The sequence below is a fragment of the Streptomyces prunicolor NBRC 13075 genome (assembly GCF_000367365.1).
Classification (GTDB): Bacteria; Actinomycetota; Actinomycetes; order Streptomycetales; family Streptomycetaceae; genus Streptomyces; species Streptomyces prunicolor.
Genome location: NZ_BARF01000098.1, coordinates 129,602 through 150,902, shown reverse-complemented (window position 1 = coordinate 150,902; position 21,301 = coordinate 129,602). Strand labels below are relative to the sequence as shown.

The 21,301-nt window shown below is 70.3% G+C and carries 21 protein-coding genes and 1 pseudogene; 5 read left to right on the top strand and 17 right to left on the bottom strand.

Annotated features, from left to right (window positions below):
• Positions 1–105 precede the first annotated feature (105 nt).
• The 5 genes from SPR02S_RS41735 to SPR02S_RS41715 all read right to left on the bottom strand — a co-directional run bounded on the left by SPR02S_RS41735 (position 106) and on the right by SPR02S_RS41715 (position 5,834).
• Positions 106–879 (bottom strand): DUF4142 domain-containing protein, encoded by a 774-nt coding sequence (locus SPR02S_RS41735; RefSeq protein ID WP_019062986.1) that lies wholly within the window; start codon positions 877–879, stop codon positions 106–108.
• Positions 880–997: 118 nt separating this feature from the next.
• Positions 998–2,932 (bottom strand): radical copper oxidase GlxA, encoded by a 1,935-nt coding sequence (gene glxA, locus SPR02S_RS41730; RefSeq protein ID WP_019062985.1) that lies wholly within the window; start codon positions 2,930–2,932, stop codon positions 998–1,000.
• A gap of 163 nt (positions 2,933–3,095) precedes the next feature.
• Positions 3,096–3,809, bottom strand: a complete 714-nt coding sequence (locus tag SPR02S_RS41725; protein ID WP_019062984.1) for a DUF4396 domain-containing protein — start codon at positions 3,807–3,809, stop codon at positions 3,096–3,098.
• Positions 3,806–4,051, bottom strand: coding sequence for a hypothetical protein (locus SPR02S_RS41720; RefSeq protein WP_019062983.1), 246 nt, complete (start codon positions 4,049–4,051; stop codon positions 3,806–3,808). The genes SPR02S_RS41725 and SPR02S_RS41720 overlap by 4 nt, the downstream gene beginning before the upstream one ends.
• A gap of 103 nt (positions 4,052–4,154) precedes the next feature.
• On the bottom strand, positions 4,155–5,834 hold the full coding sequence (locus SPR02S_RS41715; protein ID WP_019062982.1) for a chloride channel protein: 1,680 nt from the start codon (positions 5,832–5,834) through the stop codon (positions 4,155–4,157).
• Between the two features lie 260 nt (positions 5,835–6,094).
• Between SPR02S_RS41715 and SPR02S_RS66315 the strand changes: the two are divergent.
• Together SPR02S_RS66315 and SPR02S_RS65995 are read left to right on the top strand one after the other, a co-directional pair.
• Positions 6,095–6,178: pseudogene (locus SPR02S_RS66315) on the top strand (hypothetical protein); the annotation flags it as partial.
• 70 nt (positions 6,179–6,248) lie between these two features.
• Positions 6,249–6,536 (top strand): universal stress protein, encoded by a 288-nt coding sequence (locus SPR02S_RS65995; RefSeq protein WP_373283408.1) that lies wholly within the window; start codon positions 6,249–6,251, stop codon positions 6,534–6,536.
• A gap of 14 nt (positions 6,537–6,550) precedes the next feature.
• Here the strand turns inward: SPR02S_RS65995 and SPR02S_RS41705 are convergent, their stop codons facing one another.
• Positions 6,551–7,951 (bottom strand): APC family permease, encoded by a 1,401-nt coding sequence (locus SPR02S_RS41705; RefSeq protein ID WP_019062980.1) that lies wholly within the window; start codon positions 7,949–7,951, stop codon positions 6,551–6,553.
• A gap of 227 nt (positions 7,952–8,178) precedes the next feature.
• On the opposite strand from SPR02S_RS41705, the gene SPR02S_RS41700 reads away from it, so the two are divergent.
• Both SPR02S_RS41700 and SPR02S_RS41695 read left to right on the top strand, forming a co-directional pair.
• The gene (locus tag SPR02S_RS41700) at positions 8,179–9,366 is read left to right on the top strand and encodes an FAD-dependent monooxygenase (protein ID WP_026151346.1); all 1,188 of its coding nucleotides are present in this window, start codon (positions 8,179–8,181) and stop codon (positions 9,364–9,366) included.
• An 87-nt stretch (positions 9,367–9,453) separates the two neighbouring features.
• The gene (locus SPR02S_RS41695; protein ID WP_019062978.1) at positions 9,454–9,867 is read left to right on the top strand and encodes a nuclear transport factor 2-like protein; all 414 of its coding nucleotides are present in this window, start codon (positions 9,454–9,456) and stop codon (positions 9,865–9,867) included.
• A 21-nt stretch (positions 9,868–9,888) separates the two neighbouring features.
• Here SPR02S_RS41695 and SPR02S_RS41690 read toward each other — a convergent pair whose 3' ends face one another.
• The 11 genes from SPR02S_RS41690 to SPR02S_RS59270 all read right to left on the bottom strand — a co-directional run bounded on the left by SPR02S_RS41690 (position 9,889) and on the right by SPR02S_RS59270 (position 19,716).
• Positions 9,889–10,521 (bottom strand): hypothetical protein, encoded by a 633-nt coding sequence (locus SPR02S_RS41690; RefSeq protein WP_019062977.1) that lies wholly within the window; start codon positions 10,519–10,521, stop codon positions 9,889–9,891.
• 65 nt (positions 10,522–10,586) lie between these two features.
• Positions 10,587–11,555: a cytochrome c oxidase assembly protein gene (locus tag SPR02S_RS41685; RefSeq protein WP_019062976.1), complete on the bottom strand. Its 969-nt coding sequence runs from the start codon at positions 11,553–11,555 to the stop codon at positions 10,587–10,589.
• Between the two features lie 10 nt (positions 11,556–11,565).
• Positions 11,566–12,825 (bottom strand): iron uptake transporter deferrochelatase/peroxidase subunit, encoded by a 1,260-nt coding sequence (gene efeB, locus SPR02S_RS41680; RefSeq protein ID WP_019062975.1) that lies wholly within the window; start codon positions 12,823–12,825, stop codon positions 11,566–11,568.
• A 90-nt stretch (positions 12,826–12,915) separates the two neighbouring features.
• A complete protein-coding gene (locus SPR02S_RS41675; RefSeq protein WP_019062974.1) occupies positions 12,916–13,374 on the bottom strand; it encodes a copper chaperone PCu(A)C in 459 nt (152 codons plus the stop codon).
• Positions 13,371–14,036 carry an SCO family protein gene (locus tag SPR02S_RS41670; protein ID WP_019062973.1) on the bottom strand — a complete coding sequence of 222 codons (666 nt, stop codon included), beginning with the start codon at positions 14,034–14,036 and terminating at the stop codon, positions 13,371–13,373. Before SPR02S_RS41670 ends, SPR02S_RS41675 begins: the two co-directional genes overlap by 4 nt.
• A 248-nt stretch (positions 14,037–14,284) precedes the next feature.
• Entirely contained in the window at positions 14,285–15,088 is an 804-nt protein-coding gene (locus SPR02S_RS57480) for a hypothetical protein (RefSeq protein ID WP_019062972.1), read from the bottom strand.
• 106 nt (positions 15,089–15,194) lie between these two features.
• On the bottom strand, positions 15,195–15,797 hold the full coding sequence (locus tag SPR02S_RS41660) for a copper resistance CopC family protein (RefSeq protein ID WP_026151344.1): 603 nt from the start codon (positions 15,795–15,797) through the stop codon (positions 15,195–15,197).
• Positions 15,776–16,390 (bottom strand): superoxide dismutase family protein, encoded by a 615-nt coding sequence (locus SPR02S_RS41655; RefSeq protein ID WP_019062970.1) that lies wholly within the window; start codon positions 16,388–16,390, stop codon positions 15,776–15,778. The genes SPR02S_RS41660 and SPR02S_RS41655 overlap by 22 nt, the downstream gene beginning before the upstream one ends.
• A gap of 180 nt (positions 16,391–16,570) precedes the next feature.
• Positions 16,571–17,335, bottom strand: a complete 765-nt coding sequence (locus tag SPR02S_RS59275; RefSeq protein WP_019062969.1) for a hypothetical protein — start codon at positions 17,333–17,335, stop codon at positions 16,571–16,573.
• A 116-nt stretch (positions 17,336–17,451) separates the two neighbouring features.
• Positions 17,452–19,245: a copper resistance CopC/CopD family protein gene (locus SPR02S_RS41645; protein WP_019062968.1), complete on the bottom strand. Its 1,794-nt coding sequence runs from the start codon at positions 19,243–19,245 to the stop codon at positions 17,452–17,454.
• Between the two features lie 96 nt (positions 19,246–19,341).
• Positions 19,342–19,716, bottom strand: coding sequence for a hypothetical protein (locus SPR02S_RS59270; RefSeq protein ID WP_019062967.1), 375 nt, complete (start codon positions 19,714–19,716; stop codon positions 19,342–19,344).
• Between the two features lie 1,110 nt (positions 19,717–20,826).
• Here SPR02S_RS59270 and SPR02S_RS63590 point away from each other — a divergent pair.
• Positions 20,827–21,180, top strand: coding sequence for a hypothetical protein (locus tag SPR02S_RS63590; RefSeq protein WP_158697968.1), 354 nt, complete (start codon positions 20,827–20,829; stop codon positions 21,178–21,180).
• Positions 21,181–21,301 lie beyond the last annotated feature (121 nt).

Sequence of the window (21,301 nt, the reverse complement as noted above, 5' to 3'; positions counted from 1 at the left end):
CGTGAGCGGCTCGTATGCCAGGGGGTACGGACAGGCCGGAGCAACCGATCATTGCTCTGAGTAAATTTTGCATTCCATCGTGTGGTGTGTGTCACATGGTTGACGTCATCCGGTGGTGGGGGAGGCGGACGGTGAGGGTGTCGTGGCAGGGTCCGCCGGGCCGGTCGGTACTCCGTCGGTCGGCAGTCCGGGAGGCACGGTGAGGGCGACCATGGGTGCTCCCGGTTGCGGCACCGGTGGTGTGACCTGGCTGGCGGGCAGCTTCGGCGGGGTTGTCTCCTGGAAGTTGACCTGGTCGAAGTTGACCAGTCCGGTCTTCTCCATCTGCGTGATGTGGTCCAGGACCACGTCGTTGGCCTGGTCGGCGAGCGCGCGCACGAGGGTGTTCTCGGTCGTGGAGCGGATCTTGGCGATGGTGTTGAAGATCGAGCCGTGGGTGATGCGCAGGGTGTTGGCGAAGTCGGTGTCGAACTGCTTGCCCGTGTCCGACTTGAACTTGTCCAGGAAGCCCTGCTGCTGTGGGGTGGGCTGGTTGGGGATGGTGATGTTCAGTTCGGGGGCGATCTTCCGGCAGGAGGCGTCGAGTGCGGCGTGTCCGATGACCAGGTGCCGTCCGGCCTCGCGCACGGCCGCGGTCGTCCCTCTCTGCATGGCCAGGTCCCCGGAGGGGCCCTCCCACAGTCCGGCGGAGCGCACGAACACCACGAAGTTGCGGTCGGCCTCGGTGAGCGGACCCCACTGGGTGCTGGCGATGGTGCGGGACGGATTGCTGGACGCGTTCTGCACCCCGAGCATGCTCGGGTACGCCAGGGCGGCGAGCGTGACGCTCAGCGCTCCGCCCACGAAGACGGTTCCGAGCGTGCTGCGCGAGATGGGCATCGTGCCTCCTGGGGCGGACGGCGGGTACGTCGGCAGGTACGGGCCCGCAAAGGAAAGAAAACCCTTGCTCCAGGTAAAGATTGCACTATGCCATTCCGTGTCCTGGAGGTGGTGGCACCTAGCGGACGCGCAGCCACACGGCCTTCGATGGAGTGCCTCGGCCGTCCGTGGCGATGGTCATGTACCAGCCTGACGGTACGAGGGAGGGAACGCCCGGGATCCGGACGGTCAGCGTTGTGCCGGTGTGGCGGATCACGTCGAGGGCGATGGAGCGCTGGTCGAAGTCGGTGACGTGGGTGGCCGATCCGGGCCGCATGAGCCGGATGTGGGTGATGCGGGCGGCGTCCGTGGAGTCGAACGTGACCTCCTTGCCCCGCTCGGCCGCGGTGCTGCCGCGGAGGGTGAGGGCGGGCCGTGCGCCGTGGAAGAGGGAGGGCGGTGTGTAGACCTCGACGCGCTGTTCGAAGTGGCCGGGGCGGGAGTCGGCCTTGTCGGCGAAGAGGGGGTCGGAGCCGAAGACGGCGACGCGGCCGTCGGGCAGGAGCAGGGCCTCGGTGTGGTAGTTGCGGCCGATGGTGGGGTCGGCGGCCGGGGTGAAGGCATTGGCGGCGGGATCGTAGAACTGCGCCTTGAGGAGGTTGCTGGCGCCCTTGCCGCGGTAGCCGCTGCTGCCGCCGGTGGTGAACACCGTGTCGTCCGGCATGATCACGCTGTTCAGGTAGCGGGTGTTCGCCGGCAGGCGCGGGCCGGGCGTGAACGTGGGGTGCGCGCTACTGAGGTCGGCGATCGCTGTGCGGGAGGTGGCCGCCCGGGACTCGCCGACGCCTCCGCCGCCGAGCACCATCACCTTCCTGTCCTGCGCGGGTGGCAGCAGGACGGAGGACGAGGTTTCCAGGATGTCCGGGTCGGTGAGGCCATCGACGGGCGTGAAGGTATTGGTCTTCAGGTTCCACAGGCCGGGCTGGCGGCCTTTGTCGGCCGGCCCGTAACCGGCGTTGGAGCCGGAGTAGAAGACCTTCTCCTTGCCGGTGAGGAAGAGGGAGGGGTAGGTGGGGAAGTAGCGGGTCGGCGCCTTGGACCAGGTTCGGGTCTTCGGGTCGTAGATCTCGTTCTTGCCCGGCACGACCTGCCCGATGTCGTCGAGGCCGGAGACCGCCAGGACGCGGCCGTCGGAGAGCGTGGTCAGGGTCGGGTACCAGCGGGCCTCGTGCATCGAGCCGACCTTGGTGTATTTCTCGGTGGCCGGGTCGAACTCGTAGGCGTCCTTGATGCCTTGGAAGTCCTTCTTGTCGAGGCCGAGCTTGTTGGCGATGCCGTAGAGGTTGCGGGTGTCCTGGCCCTTCAGGCCCTGGATCTCGTACTGCTCGGTGGTGTTGGTGATGCTGAGCGGGCCTTCTTCGGCTGCCTCGACGAAGACGCGGGCCTGGCTCGCGGTGACGGTGACGTTGCCGCCGCTGCCGGTGAGGGTTTTCTTCGCGGCGGGTACGTGCACGGGGAACTGGGAGCGGTACTCCACTCCGGCCGGGGAGCGGAAGACGGTGCCCTTGGGGAAGGTGCGGGCGTGGTCCGGGTCCTCGTTCTTGACCAACATCGCGCCGCCCGCCCGCTTCACGTCGCCCTTGAGGACCTCGTAGCGGGCGGTGCCGCCGGCGATCAGGATCCTGCCGTCGCGGAGTTGGGTGTGGCCGCTGCAGAACAGGTCGGCGGGGGTGTCGATCTTCTTGAAGGTGTCGGCGACCGGGTCCCACAGGGTGCTTTTGAAGGCGCCGCCGTTGAAGTGCTCGACGTTGTTGCCGCTGCCGGCGATCAGCAGGACCTTCCCGGTGTGGAGCAGGATCGCGTGGATGGAGTTGGGCTCGTAGCCGTCCGGCAGCGCGGCAAGGGTCCAGTGGCCGTACTTCGCCCTGTATTCCGGCTGGTTGATCTCGTAGTGGTGGTAGGCGTGCTGGGCGAAGCCCGCCACGGCGGGCGCGTTGAGCACGGCGAGGGCGAGAAGGGCTGCGGTACCGAACAGGGTCTTGCGGGTGGTGAGGCGTGTGGGTCGTTTGGCCATCGGGACGTGCCTCCGTGGCGGACGGGGCGGGTGAGGACGTACCGACGACTACCGCACCTGCAACGGAGGTCTGTGGCGCCACGCTTATTTGCACTATGCAATATGGCCCGATGTGACCAATGCGGTCACCCTTACCGGGAGGGCGCATGGTTCAGGGGAGGAGTTACATCTGCTCCTTCCAGCCGGCGCGGACCAGCCAGCCGTTGACCGGCCCGGCTGTGAAGAAGCCGACGATCATGGCGAGCTGCATCAGCAGCCAGTATGAGGCCGTGGTCTTCGCCGGTCCTGGGCTGAAGAGGATCGCCTGGTAGCCCCACATGCCCGCGAACAGGCCGATCTGGAAGGCGACGATGGAGAACGTGTCGGCCTTGACCTCCGCCCACAGGCCCTGAGCGGGCCCGATGTCACGCATGGGAGCGATGGTGAAGTACTGGAACCCGATGCCCAGCAGCCAGGCGAAGGCGAAGTCCAGCAGGAAGTCGGCGTACAGAGCCTTGCCCGCGATCGTCAGGCCGGTCGCCCGCACCAGCCACTCGCCGCCGAGGTCGCCCAGGACGCAGCCCGCGCCGTAGTGGCTCACGGCCTTGGCGGACGTGACCCACGCAGGCAGCGTCTCCGGATCCGGCTCGCCCTCCCGCTCGATCACCGGACGGGAGGTGTGCCGACCGTGACGGACGTAGAACCACAGGGCGGCTGGACCCCAGTACAGGGCCGTGACCGGGTACACCAGATTCATGATCCACATCCGCTGGCGGTAGCCACGCAGTGCCATGTCCGCTGTGATCGCCACAGCGCTCGCCCCGGCCACGGCCAGGCCGGCCCAGCCGAGCATCTCCAGCCAGACCGGAGGCTGGTGGTGGGGTTCCGCGATGGTCACTTCTCGTGGCGGCGGGCGGTCGCCACGCGTCCGGGCCGCATGATTCGTATCTTGTGATTCTCGCAGGCGGGGCAGTAGGGCGACTGCAGCGGTGACGGCACCCGCCTGCCGTCGAGGCGGTAGACGGCGGTGATCCGCGCGTGCTCGTCCATGGTCACGTCGATGTCGTAGGTGTCCTCCCAGCCGTGGCCGCAGTCGAGGCACACGAACGAGTAGGAGCGCTGGACATGGTCTGTATGCATGGCCCACCTCTTTCGGAGCGATCCGGGCGTCCAGCCCCCTCGTACCCATTTTTGCATAGTGCAAAAGTTGGTCGCGGGCTCGGGCAGGCGGGCCGGTGCGTCGTCATGGGGCCGCGTGCACCGCGCGCAGCGCGCTCTGGTGGCTGAGCCAGCCGACCGGCTTGCCGTGCTCCGAGTCGAGGACCGGAACGCCGGTTCCCGCGGCCGACAGCAGCGCGTGCAGGGCCTGGGCCAAGGGCTGGTCGGCGGTGACGGGGGCAGGAGGCTCGGCGAGCTGTCCGACCCGGGTTGGCGCGTCCTCCGGCTGCTCGGCCAGGGCCTCGGCCACCGCCTGCGCGGTGACGACCCCTGCGTAGGTGCCTGAGTCGTCGATCACCGGAAGGGCGCCATGCCCGGACAGGCTCAGCAGATCGGCGGCGTCCGCCAGCGCAGTGGAGGTGGCCAGGGGAGAGGGCAGCGGTTCCATCACGGCGCCGACGTGCTGGGTGCCGATCCGGGCGCCGGGGGCGGGGCCTTCGAGGTCGATGCCGCGTCGGCGCAGCTTCAGGGTGTAGATGGTGTCTCGGGTCAGCAGGTGACTGGTGGCGGTGGCCAGCACGATCGCGAGCATGAGCGGCAGGATGATCGAGTACTCGCCCGTCAGCTCGAAGAGGATCACCACGGCGGTGATCGGAGCCCGGGCCGCGCCGGCGAACACGGCACCCATGCCGACCAGTGCGTACGCGCCGACCGCGCCGGCGGAGTGGGGCAGCAGGTGGTGGACACCGATGCCGTACGCCGAGCCGAGCATCGCCCCGATGAACAGGCTGGGTGCGAACACCCCGCCGGAGCCGCCGATCCCGATGGTCAGGCTGGTCGCCAGCATCTTCCCCATCAGCAGCAGGAGCAGGAAGCCGACTGCGTAGTGGCCTTCGGTCGCGTTCTGCAGCACGGGGTAGCCGACACCGTACATCTCTGGCAGAGCCAGCAGCACCAGCCCGAGCGCGAGGCCGCCGACGGCCGGGCGCAGCCACTCCGGGCCGCGCCAGACCCAGTCGCAGGCGTCCTCGATCAGATACAGGAACCGCGAGAAGCCCACCCCCACCACGGCGGCGCCGACGCCGAGCGCGGCGAACAGGCCGTACTGGGCGAGATGGTCGACGTGGAAGTCGGGGAGGCTCAGGAAGGCGGCGTTGCCGAAGGCTGCCCGCCCGATGACGCTCGCGGTCACGCTGGCCAGCACGGTGGCGCCGAAGGCTTCAGCGGTGAAGGTGCCCAGGATCAGCTCCATGGCGAAGAACACACCGGCAAGCGGTGCGTTGAAGGTTGCCGCGATGCCGCCCGCCGCACCACATGCGACCAGCAGTTTCATCCGGCCCTCGGTCACCTTCGTCACCCGGCCGAGGGTGGAGCCGAGCGCCGAGCCGATCTGTACGATCGGCCCTTCCCGGCCCACCGAACCACCCGAGCCGATGCACAGAGCGGAGGCGAGGGTCTTGACGACGGCGACCTTGGGGCTGATGCGCCCGCCGCGCTGGGCGACCGCGAGCATCACCTCGGGGACCCCGTGGCCGCGGGCCTCCTTGGCGAACCGGTTCACCAGCGGCCCGTACAGCAGACCGCCTACCACTGGCGCCAGGAGTACGAAGTACGGGCCCAGCCACGGCACGTGCGGATTGCTCGCGCCGGGGGCTGCCGCGTAGTCGCCATGGCCGGAGAACAGGCGGGTGAACGTCTTGATGCACCAGCGGAAGACCACCGAGCCCGCTCCGGCTCCGGCGCCGACCACGACGGCCAGGGCCATCAGGCCCCAGGGGGTGGTGCGTAGTCCCGCGAGCCTCGGTGCGGGGGTGAAACCACTGGTTGTGCTGCTGGACACGTGCTTCCCGTCAGTCGCTGCCGGTATGGCGCTCATCGCCTCCCCTTCCTCACATTTGCATTATGCAAAACTAGTCAAGGGCGTGCGTCACAGGCCGTCGTCCGCCGATGGGGGCCGAAGGGCCCCTCAAGGCTCGGGTCGGCTCGCGGGAGAGTGGGTGAAAGCGCAGGACGCAGAGGTGAACAGTGAACAGCCAGGTTTCCCCACCCTTCATCGTGGTCGGTGTCGACGGGTCCGAGACGAGCCGGGCGGCCCTGCGCTATGCCGCCCGCCAGGCCGGGCTGACCGGTGTGCGGCTGCGCCCTGTGCAGGCGTGGCGGCTTGCCGGCGACCTACGGCATGCCCGTGAACCACTCCGACGCAGACTTCGAGGAGCAGGCCCGCGAGAACCTACGGGTCACGGTCGAGGAGACCCTGGGGGAGCATCCGGATGTACCCGTCGATCCCCAGGTCGTCGAAGGTCATCCGGCGGTGGTGCTGACCGAGGCGGCCAGGGAGGCCGACCTGCTGGTCGTCGGAAGTCATGGCCGTGGCGCCTTCACCGGGATGCTCCCCGGATCGGTCAGCCATCACTGCGTGCATCACGCCACCTGCCCGGTCCTCGTCGTCCGGGCCGACAGCGCCTGACTCTCCCGTGGGTTTCAGTTCGCTTCGGCATGCGTCTCGACGTCTTCGATGCCGCTGGGGCGCCCTGCCCGTGTCCACCGGACGTACAGTCCGGCCGCGATGAGCAGGGTGGCGGCCAGGGAGAGCATGGGCCAGCCGCGCAGCAGGTTCACCGCGAGGGTGAAGGCGACGGCCGCGGCGGCAAGCCCGTTGACCCAGGCCAGGACGGTCTTCTGTTCGCGGGTGGCGAAGCGGGCCATGGCCATCAGCCCCACCAGGAAGCTGACGAATACGGCGACGGCGTAGAAGAGGACCAGTTCCTGTTCCTGGCCCGCGGCCGCGACGATGATCAGCGCTGCTGCGGCGAGGTAGACGACGACCGACCAGTACGGGGTGTGGTGCTGGTTGGCCCGGCCGAGGACCGGGGGCAGTACACCGGGCTGTTCGGCCGTTCCAGCCAGGGCCTTCAGCAGTCCCGGTCCGGCCTGGAAGGAGGAGCTGGCGGCGGCTAGCAGCAGCAGTGAGCTGGTCAGCTGGAAGGCGCCGTAGAGCCAGCCGGGTCCGGCGGCGGCGTGGGCGATGTCGGCGATCTGGGTGGAGTCGCTGGCGGGGATGCCGATGTGCAGTCGGACGGCGAGCGCGGTCAGGGCCAGGGTCAGGCCGCCGACGATCACGACCAGCAGGGCGAGGGTGCCTCTGCCGAAGCGGCGGCGGTGGGTGTCGTCGAGCTGGCCGAGCTGGGCGATCGCGGTCGATGGCGCCTCGATGCCGGTGGCCAGGGCCATCGCGACCGGGAAGGCCAGGACCACCGCGAGTACCGCCGAGTGGCCCGGGTTTGTGGCAGTAGCGGCGTGGCCGTTCGTGTGGGGCGAGGTGAAACCCAGGATCAGCACGGCCACGGAGGTGACGACGAAGGCGACGGTCATGACGGCGAACAGCAGCCGTCCGCCGTGCCCGAACCAGGTCAGCCCGCCCACTACGACCAGCAGGACCAAGGCCAGCGGAATGCGCCACACGGCCAGCCCCGGAAACAGGGCGATCATCGCGCTGGCTGCCGCGGAGATCGAGATACCGATGGTCAGCACGAAGTCGACGACGAGTGCGCCGATCGGCAGAAAGGTCCAGCGCGGTCCGAAGGCCCGCCCGGCCGCGGCTGCAGCGCCGCCGCCTCTGGGAAATCGGCGCACCAGCTGCCAGTAGTTGGCGGTGACGACCACGACGAGTCCGACGACCAGGCTCATCGTCGGCATCAGCAGCGCGAGGTCGCCGTGCAGGGCGCGCAGCGCGGCCTCGATCGCGTACGCCACCGAGGAGACCGGGTCAGCGATCACCGCGAAGGCGAAGGCGAAGAAGAGAACGGAGCGGCGCGGGCCACGGCCACGCACGGCGAGGGACGGGGCTGTCGCGACGGCGGCAGCCGACTGTGACGAGGTCACGCGAAGACCTTCCTGGGAGGGTTCGTTCAGGACACACTTCGCCGACCCGTCTTCCCGGCACACCGGTCATGACAATACGTCAGGAGACCATCAGTGAGGCGTTAGGGAAGTATCAAGATTCCCCGCCTCCGCGTGGCTGGAGCAGGGCCTTCTTGCCCTGAGCTTTGCATAATGCAAAAGTGGGGGAGGGGATGAACGCCCGGGGAGTGGAGAGGCGAAACGCACCGATGAGAGCAGTGATCTGCGGAGCCGGTATCGCCGGGCTGTCGCTGGCCGGCCGGCTGCACAACGTGCTCGGCTGGGAGGTCGTGGTCCTGGAGAAGGCTCCGCAGCCCCGCACCGAGGGATACATGATCGACTTCTTCGGGCCGGGCTACGACGCGGCCGAGGCCATGGGTGTGCTGCCCTGGCTGGAGGAGCTGGGCTATCCGGTCTCCGAGGCGGCCTTCCTCGACGATGACGGCCGGTGCCGCGCCCGGCTCGGGTACGACCGGTTCGCACGTTCCCTGGACGGGCGTCTGCTCAGCATCATGCGGCCGGACCTCGAACTCGCCCTGCGGGAACGGCTGTCCTTCGCCGTCGGCCTGCGCTTCGGCGTCGGCCCGGCACGCATCGACCCGAGCCCCTACGGCGTCCACGTCACTCTCACCGACGGCACTGTCCTCGACGCCGACCTCCTCGTCGGGGCCGACGGACTGCACTCCACCGTGCGGGCCATGGTCTTCGGCGAGGAACAACGGTTCGTGCGCTACCTCGGCTACCACACCGCCGCGTTCACCTTCGCCGACCCCCACGTCCACGCCGCACTGGGCGACCGGTTCTGCCTCACCGACACCGCCGGGCGGCAGATGGGCCTCTACGCACTCAGGGACGGCACCGTCGCCGCCTTCGCCGTCCACCGCAGTGCCGACCCCCGCCGTCCCGAGGACGCAAGGGCCGCCCTGTACCACGAGTACGGCTCCCTCGGCTGGCTCGTACCCCGCGCCCTGGCCGGCTGCCCGCCCTCCTCGCGGGTCTACTACGACCAGGTCGCCCAGGCGGATCTGCCCCGCTGGAGCCGCGGGCGGGTCGTGCTGCTGGGCGACGCTTGCCAGGCCGCGTCCCTGCTTGGCGGGCAGGGCGCCTCCCTGGCGGTTGCGGGGGCCTATGTCCTGGCCGACCAGCTCGCCGGCACGCGACGCGTCGAGGACGCGCTGCACGGCTACGAACGCCTGTGGCGTCCTGTCATCAGGGACAGACAGCGCGTCGCCCGGAGAACGGCCGGCTGGTTCGTCCCCGAATCGGAGCGGCGGCTGCGTGTCCGCCGAGCCGCCCTGCGCTTTGCCGGCCTGCCGGGTGCGAGCCGTCTCACCGGCACCTCGCTGGCCGGGAAGCAGCGGCCCGCACTGCGACAACTCGCCGCAGTGCCCGTCTAGCCGGACCGGGCTGCGGTACCGCTCCGGGCACCGTAATCCCTCGGACGGGACCCACTCGGCGGCACTTCGCACACTTGGGAGACCCGCATGTCACCACGTTCCCGGCCCGGTCCCGGTGCCCTGACCGCTCGGCTGCGCGAAGCCCTGGACACCGCCGACTGCCGGTCGCTGGCCGACGTCCTGCACCCGTACGTGTGCTGGATCCCGTCCGAAGGAGACGGCAGGGGCTGTCACACCCGCTCCCACGTCCTCAGCCGGTGCGCCCGCCTGCACGCTCTCGGGCTGCGGGCCCGGATAGAGGAGACCTTCACCTACCCGGCGGCAGTGGTCCTCGGCCTGCGGATCCACGGCACCGTGCCTCCGGCCGACCCGGAGACCGTCGTTTACCACGTCTTCGACGTCGCGGACGGACTCGTCACCCGCATCACCGGCTATACCGACCGATCGCAGGCCCTCGATGCGGCCTTCCCCGGCGCCACGACGGCGGGCCCGGGACACTGAGGCACGCCCGAGGAGCGGTGGTCAGGACGAGGACACACGTGCCTGGAGCCGGACCAGCCCGGCCACTGCGAACTGGAGGGACACCGGCAGTGTGTGCCCGGCGGTGATGCCGCGGACGTGATGCAGTTCCACGCGCGGCCCGTCGCCGTGGAAGGCGACGGTGGTACCGGACAGCAGCAGGATCCCCGCGGTGGACAGCGATCCGTCGCCCTCGGCGGACCGCCCGCCCACCAGGACGCCCCTTCCCTCGTCCGGAGTCGCGACCATGCCGAGGTGCTCGGGCACCGCACCGCCGTTGCGCACCGACATCGAGAGCGTGCCGTCGCCGGATCCATCGAGGTGCGCGACGGCGCTCGTGATCGTCAGGTCGATGTCGGCGGTGTGCACGCTGAGCCGGCCCGGGGCCGAGGTGACGCCTGGTGTTCCGGCACGGGACGTGCCGCTCCCGGGGCTGCTGTGCCGGCTGGCGCTGCCGCAGCCCGCGGCCAGAACGATGAGCGCCGCGGACAGAGCGGCGGCCAGGGCGGTGCGGTGACGCGTGGCCGGTCCCTTGATCCCTGCGTTGCGCCCCGGCCGGTTGCGGTCCTGCTGTCGGCCGCGCGCAAGGGACAGACGGTGCACGGGGCGGAGCCTGCTGAGTTCGCATGTGTTCACGTGAGGTGTTCCTCCAGGGTGAGCCAGCGTGTCGGGTGCGGCACGAGCGCGGGGACCGCCGGGTCTCAGGCGGGGTGGTCGCGGGCGGCGAGGCGGGCGAGGTAGGCGTTGTAGGCGGCGAGTTCGGCGTCGTGGTCCCGGTCGGCCTGGCGGTCGGTGCGGGCGGCAGTGCGCCGGTCGCTGCCGGCCCACTGGACGAGCACGGCCATCAGCACGAGCAGGGTGGGGATCTCGCTGAAGGCCCAGGCGATGCCGCCGCCGGTGTTCTGGTCGGCGAGGGGGCTGAGGTGCCAGGCGATCGGAGGGTGTGCGAAGAACGCGGCGACCAGGGTGGTCGACATCATCACGGCGATGCCGAAGAAGGCGTGGAAGGGCATGCCGATGAACAGTTCCAGCATCCGCAGCAGGTGGGAGGGGCGCCGGGGCGCCGGGTCGACGCCGAGGATGGGCCAGAAGAACAACAGGCCGGTCATCAGGAAGTGGGCCAGCATCCACTCGTGGCTGAGCCAGCTGCCCATCAGGAGATCGAACAGAGGCGTGAAGTACAGGCCGTAGAGGCTGGCGATGAACAGCGGCAGGGTGAACAGCGGCGAGGAGAACACCCGGGCCGCGCGGCTGTGCAGGAACCGGGTGAGCAGTTCCCGGGGGCCGGTGCGGCCACGTGCGGCGGTGGGCAGGGCCCGCAGGGCGAGCGTGATCGGCGCTCCGAGCAGGAGCAGGATCGGGGAGAGCATGGACAGCACCATGTGCTGCACCATGTGGACACTGAACAACTCCATGCCGTAGCCGCCCACGCCGGTGCAGGTGACCGCCCCGGCCGTGAGCACGCCCGCGGTCCACCACAGGGTGCGGGCGAGCGGCCAGCCGTCGCCGCGCCGCCGCAGCCGCCACACACCCAGACCGTAGGCGGCCAGGGCGAGGAGACAGGCGAGGGGCTCCACCGGCAGCGGCTGGGGATGCCAGGCCAGCAGCCGCCCCAGGGTCGGTGGAGCGGTCGGCATCCACATCGGACCGGTCATGTTCATGCGCTGCATGCCTGTCATGTCATCCCTCCAGCAGGCTCTGGCCGACGTACTCGCCCGGTGCGGCGCCGCCCGGAACGGCGAAGACGGCACTGGACTCGTGGCGGATGAAACGGGTGAGGTGGTCGGCGCCGTCGAGTTTCGTCTGGACCGTGATGAAGGCGGCGGGGTCGGCCTGCCAGGCGATGAACAGCAGTCCCGCGTCCGGCTGTCCCTCGGTGGTGTAGCCGTCGTGGTGGGAGAAGCCGCGGCGGAGCATTGCCGCCCCGTCGTTGGACTCGGGCGTGGCGACGCGGATGTGGGCGTCCGCGGGGATGGCGAGCGATCCGCGGGAGGTGAACTTGTTCAGGTCCATGGGAGTGGCCTCGGGTGCGTCGTGGGGGGCGGACAGGGGTGCTCCGGTGTCCTTGCGGCGGCCGATGACCTGTTCCTGCTCCGTGCGGGAGAGGTCGGCCCAATGGTCGAGGCGCATGCGGATGCGGCGTACGACGGCGTAGGAGCCTCCGTTCAGCCACGCCTCGGCGCCGTGGCCGTCGGGGACGAAGACTGTGGCGGAGAAATCCCTGTCGGTGGGTTCGGGGTTGGCGGTGCCGTCGAGCTGGCCCATCAGGTTGCGGACGGTCTTCGGGCGGGTGGTGGCGCCGGGGGTGCGGTTGAAGCCGCTCATCTGCCAGCGGACCTCGGCCGTTCCGGTCGCTTCCCGCTGGAGGATGCGCAGGGCGTGGAAGGCGACGAGGGGGTCGTCGGCACCGATCTGGATCCACAGATCGCCCTCGCCGCGCTGCGGGTCGATGGCGTCGGACGGGAAGCGGGGGACGGGCACGAGCGCGGCCGGGGCGCGATGGGCCAGGCCGGTTCTGGTGAAGAAGGTGCGGCCGAATCCGAAGGTGACGGTCAGTCTGCACGGGCCGGCGTCGAGGGCGATCTGGTCGTCGCCGGTGGGTGGGTGCCCCTGGGCCATCGCCTCGGCCGCGGTCGACCAGCGTCGCATCAGCGCGGCGGCCTCCTGGCGGCCGGCGTCTGCGCCCAGGTCGAAGGCGAGGAGGTGGCCCACCGCCTGCGGGGCTGTGGTGATGACCGCCTGGTGGGTGCCGTGGAAGGGGACGGCGCTGTCGCCGACCGCGGTGAGCGGGATGGGACCGTGTCCGGCGGCGTGGGCGACTGTGCCGCCGCCCGCCCCGGCCAGGAGTCCCGCGGTGCCGGCGGCGCCCGCCGTACCCTGCAGCCGCCTGCGGGAGACGACGCGCTGTCCTTCGTGACGTTGTGTGCTGTGATCGGGCATGTCGAAGCCTCGTTGAACCTCTGGAGTGCGGATGCCTGAGGGCGAGGGCCGCCGCTGTGTCCGGGCGCGCGGACAGGCCCTCGCCATGGGTCAGTTCGAGGGCTGGTACGTCGTCGGCTCGACCGGCGTCCGGACCGTGATCGAGTCGGAGGAGGCGAAGCGCAGCCGCAACGTGATCGTCTCGCCCACCGTCGGCTTCTTCCCGAAGCCCATCAGCATCAGATGGTCGCCCCCGGTGCGCAGCACCAGGCGGCCGCCCGCGGGGACGCTGAACGCCTTCACCGGCTCCATCTGGTTCTGGGCCGTGGTGCGGTGCATGGTGACGCTGGTGGCGGCGTCGCTGGTTGCGCCGGTGAGGGTGTCCGGCTGCCGGCCGGTGTTGGTGACGGTGAAGTAGCCGGCGGCCATGTCGTCGGTCACCGGCTGCCGTATGTAGGCGCCCGTCACCTTCAGAACCGGGGTGTCGTAGGCCGGTGCCGCCGCCGACGACGAACAGCCGGCCAGCGTGGTGGCGGAGAACAGGAGCGCGGCTGCGAAGGTGCGGGTCACGGCATCCGTCCCTTGACGATCTCCGGCAGGTCGGTGGCGTACCGCTGCTCGGAGGTTCCCGATGTGTAGAAGAGGTGGGCCTTGTCGTCCTTGGGTGAGAACGCGAACACCTCGGCGCCGTGGCTGACGGTCACGCTGCCGTCCTGGTGTTTCACCGGTGCGGAGATGCCGACGCCCAGGCTCTTCGCCGCGCGCTGAATGCTGGTGAAGTCGCCGGTCAGGCCGGTGAACTGGGGGTCGATGGCGCCGAGCCACTGCTTCAGGCGCCGCGGGGTGTCGCGGGTGGGGTCCGTGCTGACGAACACCACCCGCAGGTCGCGCCGGTCGGCCGTCGGCAGTCCGCGCGCGGCCAGCGCGAGGTCCGCCATGGTCGTCGGGCACACGTCGGGGCAGTGGGTGTAGCCGAAATACAGCAGCGTCGGGTGGCCCGCGGTCCGCTCGACGAGGTCGTAGGAGTGGCCGTTCTGGTCGGTGAGACGCAGGTCGGGTTTGGCGTCCGGGGTGTCCAGCGTGACGGTGCCGGGTGCCGCCGAGGAGGACGGGGTGACGACGGCGGCGGCCGGCTGGTCGGCCGACGCGTCGTCACAGGCGGCCAGGCCGAGACCGGCCGTGGTGACGAGCGTCGCGGCCACGGCGACGCGGCGCGCGGGACAGACGTGCATGAGGGGCTCCTGCGTGTGAAGCGGCGGGCATACGGCGCTCTCCGGACAGGGCAGGGCGGCGTACACACGGGTGGGAGAAGGCGAGACGCCCTCGCCGTGCCGACGCTTTGCGAGCAGCCGGACGGCCTACGTACGGGGCGGAGTCCGAGGCCGCCACCGACAGCCGGACTGTCCACCGTGGGCGGGGATCTCACCCGATGGCACCAGGACGGCCTCGCCCACCCCGCCTCGCGTGGACGCAGGGAGGCTCAGGCCGCCGGGACCACCGCGGGCGGACCACGCCGGACGACGCACGACGACAGGAGCGAGGAGGGCAACCGGCGGATGTCGGCCCGCGCGGCGGATGCGGCGAGCGCGCGCCGTATCCGCCTCAGCAGCGCGGCGAGCGGCACCAGGACCGAAGCGGCGGTGACGAGCAGGCCGCACAGCGTCCACAGCAGGACGCAGCAGGCCACCTGCCACGCTGCCACCGCCGGGAGCCGGACGGTCCGCCACACTGCGATCTCACTGCGGCGCAGCACCCACCCCGTCACGACGACCGCGGCCACGTGCGCGGCGAGCATCGAAGGTGTGAGCATCGAGCCCAGCGTCATCACGTGCCCGCCGTGACCGGTCATCCCCGCCAAGGCCGGCACACCGTGTGCAGCGCGGGCCGGATCGATCCGTGCCTGCCGCAGGATCCTCGTCGCCCGCTCCGGCGTGAGCTGTACCGATCCGGTGCCGCACAGGAACCGTTGGGCCAGAGCCACCACCTGAGCGGACCGGTCGGCGGGAGCCGGCGCCATGGAACCCTGGCCCAGGGAGAAGACCAGGTGAAGACCGGTCCCACCGGCGAGCAGGCTGAGCGCGATGCCGGGCAGCGAGCGTTCCCGACCGGCCAGCGGGCCCACCACGCACACCACGCCGGCCCAGCCGGCGGCCAGGGACCACATCGGGATCGCGGTGCCGGAGACCAGCGCGTGTCCGCTCGCGGACAGCGCCACGCACACCGCCGAGAACACCGCGGCCCTCAGCAGTCTCAGATCGGTGGCAGCCCGTACCGGGACGTTCATGGCGCACGCCACTATTCCAGCCGCCCGCGCGGCGGCGAACGCCGGGGTGTTCTGTGCCGGCGGGCGGTGGCCCGACGCGGCTGTCCGCCGCGCCGGGCCCGGTGGTTCACCCGGTGGCTCGTCTCCTTCCTGTCGGACGTGTCCCGCGCGTCATGCGTACGGCGATGAGGCCCCCGCCCACGACCACGACGGCGACCGCCGCCAGGACGGCGAACGCGGTGGTGCGGCCGAGTCCGAGGATCGTGTCGTCCGGGTCCGCGCTCGTCGCTGCGGCCGGCGCGGCCAGGGTCAGGCCCTTGCAGGCGGTGGGACTGGTCACTTCCCGGGCACTGTCGGCGACCTGGAACTGGAACGCGTTCGTCTGGGTGTCGCCGTCGGTGGCGGTGACGGTGTAGGTGAGGGTGTTCACCCCCGCCTGCAGGGGGCTGACGGCAGCGCAGGTGACGGAGCCGTCGGCCACCACGGGACGCCCGACCGGGACCACGGTGCCGGTCGGGCCGACCAGGCTGACCTTCGGGGTGGTGCCCGGCTGCAACTGGGCGAAGGTCAACTCGACGACGCTGGTGCCGGTGCCGACAGTGGAGCCGGGCGCCGGTGTCGCGTCCTTCAGCGCGGTGTGGGCGTAGGCGGGCGTGCCGACGGACAGCAGCAGCACGCCCAGACACCCCAGCAGGGCGGCCGGCGCCCTCAGAAGTCGAAGTCCGCGCATGCGATCCGGTTGTCCATCGCTTCCATGGGGTGGACGACGAGGGCGACCGCGCCCTTGCCGGTCTTCTTCGCGTTGTCGACCGTCGTCATGCCCCTACCGGACGTGTCGGCGGTGAAGGTCAGCCACACCTCGTTCGGCGGCTTGGCGGGCCCACCCTTGGTGAACTGGAAGTGCTCGCCTCCGTCGGCGGCGGAGCAGTGCTGGGCGTGGAGATGGGCCATGTAGTGATGGCCGGGCTTCAGGCCGGTCAGCGACACCGTCACCGTGGTGCCCTTGGAGCCCTGGGCCAGCCAGGCGGTGCCCTTGACGGCGTCCATGCCGGGCGGACGGGTGTCCAGCAGCTTGAACGCGCCCTTCACCACGGAGGCTCCGGACACCTTGTAGGCGGGGGTGGCCTTCGGGTCCCCGTACGACATGTTCATATCGGACATGCCTTGGGAGGGGGACATCGAGGACGACGTGGCGGCCTTCTGTGACGTGCTGCCCGAGGAGTCGCCTCCGCAGCCGGAGAGCAGGGCGGCCGTCGAGGCCACGGTGACGCAGCAGGTGATGAGACGGGCGAAGACGCGGCCCGTGTGTGGGTACGTGGACATGGAACTCCTGATCGATGGCGGGCGGGGCCGTGGCCGGCATCGGCACGTCGAAACGGCCGACATCGGGGCTTGGCCCGGGCCGGAGCTGGAGAGAAGGGGGCCGACGGCGTACGGGCGCGTCGACCATCCGCCTGTCCCCAGGCCCCCGCGGTCCGCCGGATTGAGACCGGGATCACGGTCCTACGGCGAGCAGTGGATCGGGAGGGAGACGGGCGGCTGGCTGCCGAACAGGTCCGGCGGCGGACCTCGGCGCACGACCGCGTACCTCAACGAGGCGGGCGCGGGCCGACAGCGCTCCTCACCGCTGGAGGCGGGCCCGCACGACGAGGGCCCGGGCTCGGGCACCGTACGGAAGAGGACCCGGCAGACCCGGCGCAGCGGCGCGAACACGACCGCCCCGAGAGCACCGCCGATGCGGTGGGCCGCCGCCTCACCCCGCCACAGCCACAGCCCGCAGACGACGGCGGCCAGCAGGTGCGCCAGAACCATCCCGGTGGAGCCCAGGTGAGGCAGGCCGGACGCGAGCGGTGAGCCGGGCGGCATCGTCATGGATCCGGAGGGCATGCTCATGGACCCCGAGTGGTGCATCACCGTGTCCATGTGGGGGGAGGCCGCGTCGGGGGCGTGGGCCAGCTGGTGGGCGAGGGCGAACAGCAGGTGCAGCAACCCCTGGGCGACGACCGTGGCGCCGACGACCACGGCGGGGCCGCGCTCCCGCCCGGTCAGCCACCAGGCGCCCGAGACCGTTCCGGCGAACGCGTAGGCGATGGCCCACCAGGGCAGCGTGTCCCCGGACATGAGCGCGTGGCCCAGCGAGGTCGTGGTCACGCAGACGGCCGCGAACATCGCGGCCCGCATCAGCCGCAGGACGTCGACGGCACCTCCGCCGGCCGTGGACGCACCCGGCCCGGGGCTCGGTCCGCCGCGGCGGTTCCCCTGGTGCATCCGGTCACTCCTCGACATCAACGGCCTTGTTCCGGCTTGCCGTTACGTACGGACGGCTGGGCGGTCGTGTTCACGCGGCGCTACCAGGACGCCCCGCGTGCGGCAGTGCTCGTGGGTCACCGGGCGACCTTCACGGTCTTCGACACGGTGACCTGGTCGATGTCGGAGACGCGGACCGTGGCCTTCATGGTCCAGGTGTCGGCGATCGGGAGGTTGAGGGAGTCGCTGCCCCAGTAGCCGCGTTCGTCGACGAGGCGGGCGTCGAGCGGGCCGATGTGCTGGTCGGCGAGAGTGAACGTCAGCCGTAGTTCGGGGATGGCGACGGGGCTGTCGTCGGCGCCGTAGACGATCGCCTCCACCACGTTCCGGCCGACCCGGCCCGGTTCCAGCGTGACCTGCACCTTGCCGCGTCCGGACAGGGTGTTCTTTCCGGTGTCGTACGGGATCAGGGTCAGGGACACCTCGGGCTGCCCGGCCACCGACGCGGCAGCGGCGGTCTCGGTGGCACGGCCCGTCCCGGTGCCGGTCAGCGCTGTCGTCAGCACGAGGACCAGCACGCCGACCGCCACCTCGGCCAGGACGGACCTGCGCAGACCGCGCCGGTGCGCCTCCGGTCCGGCGGATTCGTCGGTGTCGTCGTCGCCCCCGTGAGTGGTCGGAGGGCTCTCGCCGTGTCCCACGGCCACCAGTACGCGCTCCTCCTGCGGAGCCTGAAGCAGACGGGTGGTCCAGCGCCGGGAGTACGAGGCCGCCAGCAGCATCGCCAGCACGCCCCAGATCTTGAAGACGAGGACCCTGCCGTAGGTCGTGGAGAACGCGTCCCAGGAGCCCAGCCCGCGCCAGGACTGGTAGACACCGGTGACGGCCAGCACGGCCACCGAGACCAGGGCGATGCGGGAGAAGCGGGCGACGGCAGCGGGCGGGAGGGGATCGTCGGCCGGCGCCCGGTACAGCGCGAGCAGCAGTGCGGCCAGCCCGCCGAGCCATACCGCCATGGCCAGCAGATGCAGCATGGCGGATGCCACGGCCACGGGTACCTGGATCCCGACGGACGCGTGCTCGGCCGCCGCCCAGGTGGCGGCCAGGCCCAGGACGAGAAAGCAGGCGCTCACCACAGCACGCCGACCGCGCAACTGCTCCACCCGCCGGTTCCGCACCGCCACGGCCACCACCACAAGCAGCATCAACCGCGCCAGCAGCGCGAGTCCGGGCCGACTGCCTGCCGTCTCCCGCAGCGCGCCCGGGTCGAACACGCCGCTCAGCCCGTCACCGCTGTCGTAGAGCCCGCGCAACAGCACCAGCAGCACCGTGGACACGAACAGCGCCCACCAGCCGATCAGGAACGGGCGGCGCACCACGCGCGCGGCCGTGGCCGAACGCCAGCAGGCCACGACGAACACGGCGAGACCGATCAGCAGCGCCAGCCCGGCGTAGGCGACATAGCGGCCGACGCCGTACAACGCGCCGACGGTGGGATCCACGGCCGGCGGGGGAGTGGCGGCGGCGCGGGTCGCCGACGGCTTACCGACGGAGAAGGTGAAAGCACCGGACACCGCGTGGCTGTCCGCCGAGACCACCCGCCAGGACACCGTGTACGTGCCCTGCGCCAGTCCCCTCACCAGCGGCACGCTGTCCGTGTTGCCCCGCCCGCCCGCGTGCCGGGGATCGCCATCCGTCACCGGCCGGTTGTCGGGATTGAGCACCCGCAGGGAGTCCTCTACGAGAGCGACCGACTCGTCGAAGGTCACGGTGATCTGCCTCGGCGCGGACTTCAGCACGCTGTTCTCGCGAGGGTCGCTCCCGGTCAGCACCGCGTGTGCCGAGGCGGGACCCGCACCTTGGGCGAGGGCACAGACAAGGACGGCGACCACCACCAGGAGCGAGCCGAACGTGCGCCGTCGGTTGGTCACTTGTCCTTGCACCACGCCATGTCTCCGGGGCCGGTTGCTGCGTCACGGATACGTACGGACGTGTATGGCGTCACGCTCACTTTGGCGATGTCCGACTCATGTGCGGTGACGGTCCGGCGAGCCCGGTTCCCGACTGCGTGCGGGTCGGTCGCGCCATACTCGCGTTACCCGTCTGGCGATCTTGAACGCGAGCGCCGGGGAGCCGATGAGGACGGCTGACGCCGTCAGTGTGTGCCAGGGAGCAGGGAGTCCGACACCGCGCAGGACGAGGGAGCCCGAAACGCAGAGGAACCAGGACATGACCACGACGGCGGACGAGGCCGCAACCACCGGGAGGCTCACAGCGTCGTACGAACTGTCGCGTCCGGCCGTACCCAGTAGCACCAGCAGCCACAAACCCACCAGCAGCACGAGCACGGCGGTGAACACGGCCGTGGGGAAGCCGCCCGCGATGTCGGCGATCTCGCGCACTGGTCAACTCCGAACTGCCCGGGCTCCCGTCGTTGACGCACCGATCGTGCCACCGGCACCGGCACGGAATGCACGGTCAAGAGCCGACAGCGTTCAAGGAGCGGCCATCCGGCCTGCTGGACGCTATGCGCAGCAGCCATCGACCACCCCAGGGACACCGGCCGTCCTTGACGACAGAGTCCCCCGCACCCTCGGAAGCAAACCTGCCGAGGTCCGACGACGGGGCCCAGGTGCTCCGAACCCACAGTCCTCACCGAGTGGGCTTGTTCAGCCCGAGGGACATGCCGATCAGCCCGCCCGCTGCCACGCCGAGCCAGGGAACCAGATAGGCGACAGGTGGGACATCAATGTGCCCGACGCATTGATCACGAGCGTTGTTGACACTGGCCAGAGGGCTCAGGCGCAGCCCGGGGCCGCAACTCCCTTCACACGCGGCGCGCTTGGTTCACGCTTCGCGGTGTTGAGACGCTGGGACGTCTCACCTCGCCCAGGAAACTGTGCCGTGACCAGGTAAGCGATTACTGGAGACCAAACGCCGGAACGACAAGCAAGAGCGGCCGAAAACCTATGGGTGCCACTCGGCCGCACCCTCGCGGCGGGAAGCCCTGACGGAGCGCCTGCTCTGCAGCTCGGTGATCTTGGCACTGGATCTATGGAGGGCCGCAGGAACAAGCACCTACCTGGTTGCGGTGCGCAGGTGCTCGACCGCTACGCCAACCCGCGGCGCAGCCGGGCCGGAGAGGAGCAACGGCGCGCGCACGCGGTACGAATGGTGACTCCGAGCGGCCCCGCCGTGACCTCCCGCAGCAGGGAGTGGTCGAACGGCAACCAGGTGGCTGAACCGGATGGCCTGAGGTGTACTCCGGTGGAGGTGAGGACTGCCCCCAGCTGCGGGTGCGGGACAAGAACGGTCTTTGAGAGACCACTTTGATCGGCTCGCCCGGTTGGCCGGCGCTCGGTACCTCCATTGACTTGTTCGCTATCTCCGCTGGATCTGGACGCACTTGGCCTGGGTCAAGCGGTCCCCCAGCGGGGCTTAGGTCGCCCCGGAACAGCCGTTCGGCTGTGTCCACGTATGAGGCGGCGAAGTCAAGGAGCCTCCTGTGAGTAGTGGGCGGGCAGACTCTAGCGATCCGTCAACTCTGCTGCAAGGGCTGGTCGTTCAGCATCCTGGGCGGAGTGAGGGGGCCGTCCCGGCAGGCGGATCGGGCAGTCGCACTGCTGGCGCTCGCTGCCCATATCGCCGGATGTCTCGGCGGCCTGCAGTCCGACCAGTGGCCATCGAACATCAGTTGTGTGTTCGATGGCGCAAGCGGAGCAGCGGGCATTCAGGCGGAAACGCCAACGACCCACCAGCGTGTGCGCTTTGGTGTGCTCTTCGGCACGTTCAGGCAGGTCGCATCGGGTATTCGAGCGAAAGTGGCACCGGTGCCCGAGGTATTCGGCGCGGTCGGTATTTGGTGACGTGTATCGCCAACCGGTCCTTGGTGAAGGGCCTTTGAACTGCGGAAACGCGTCAGAAGGAGAGCGCGGCAGTCGGTACATCGCTCAGAAAGAGCAACGGTCAAAAGGCCGTGTGCGTTTT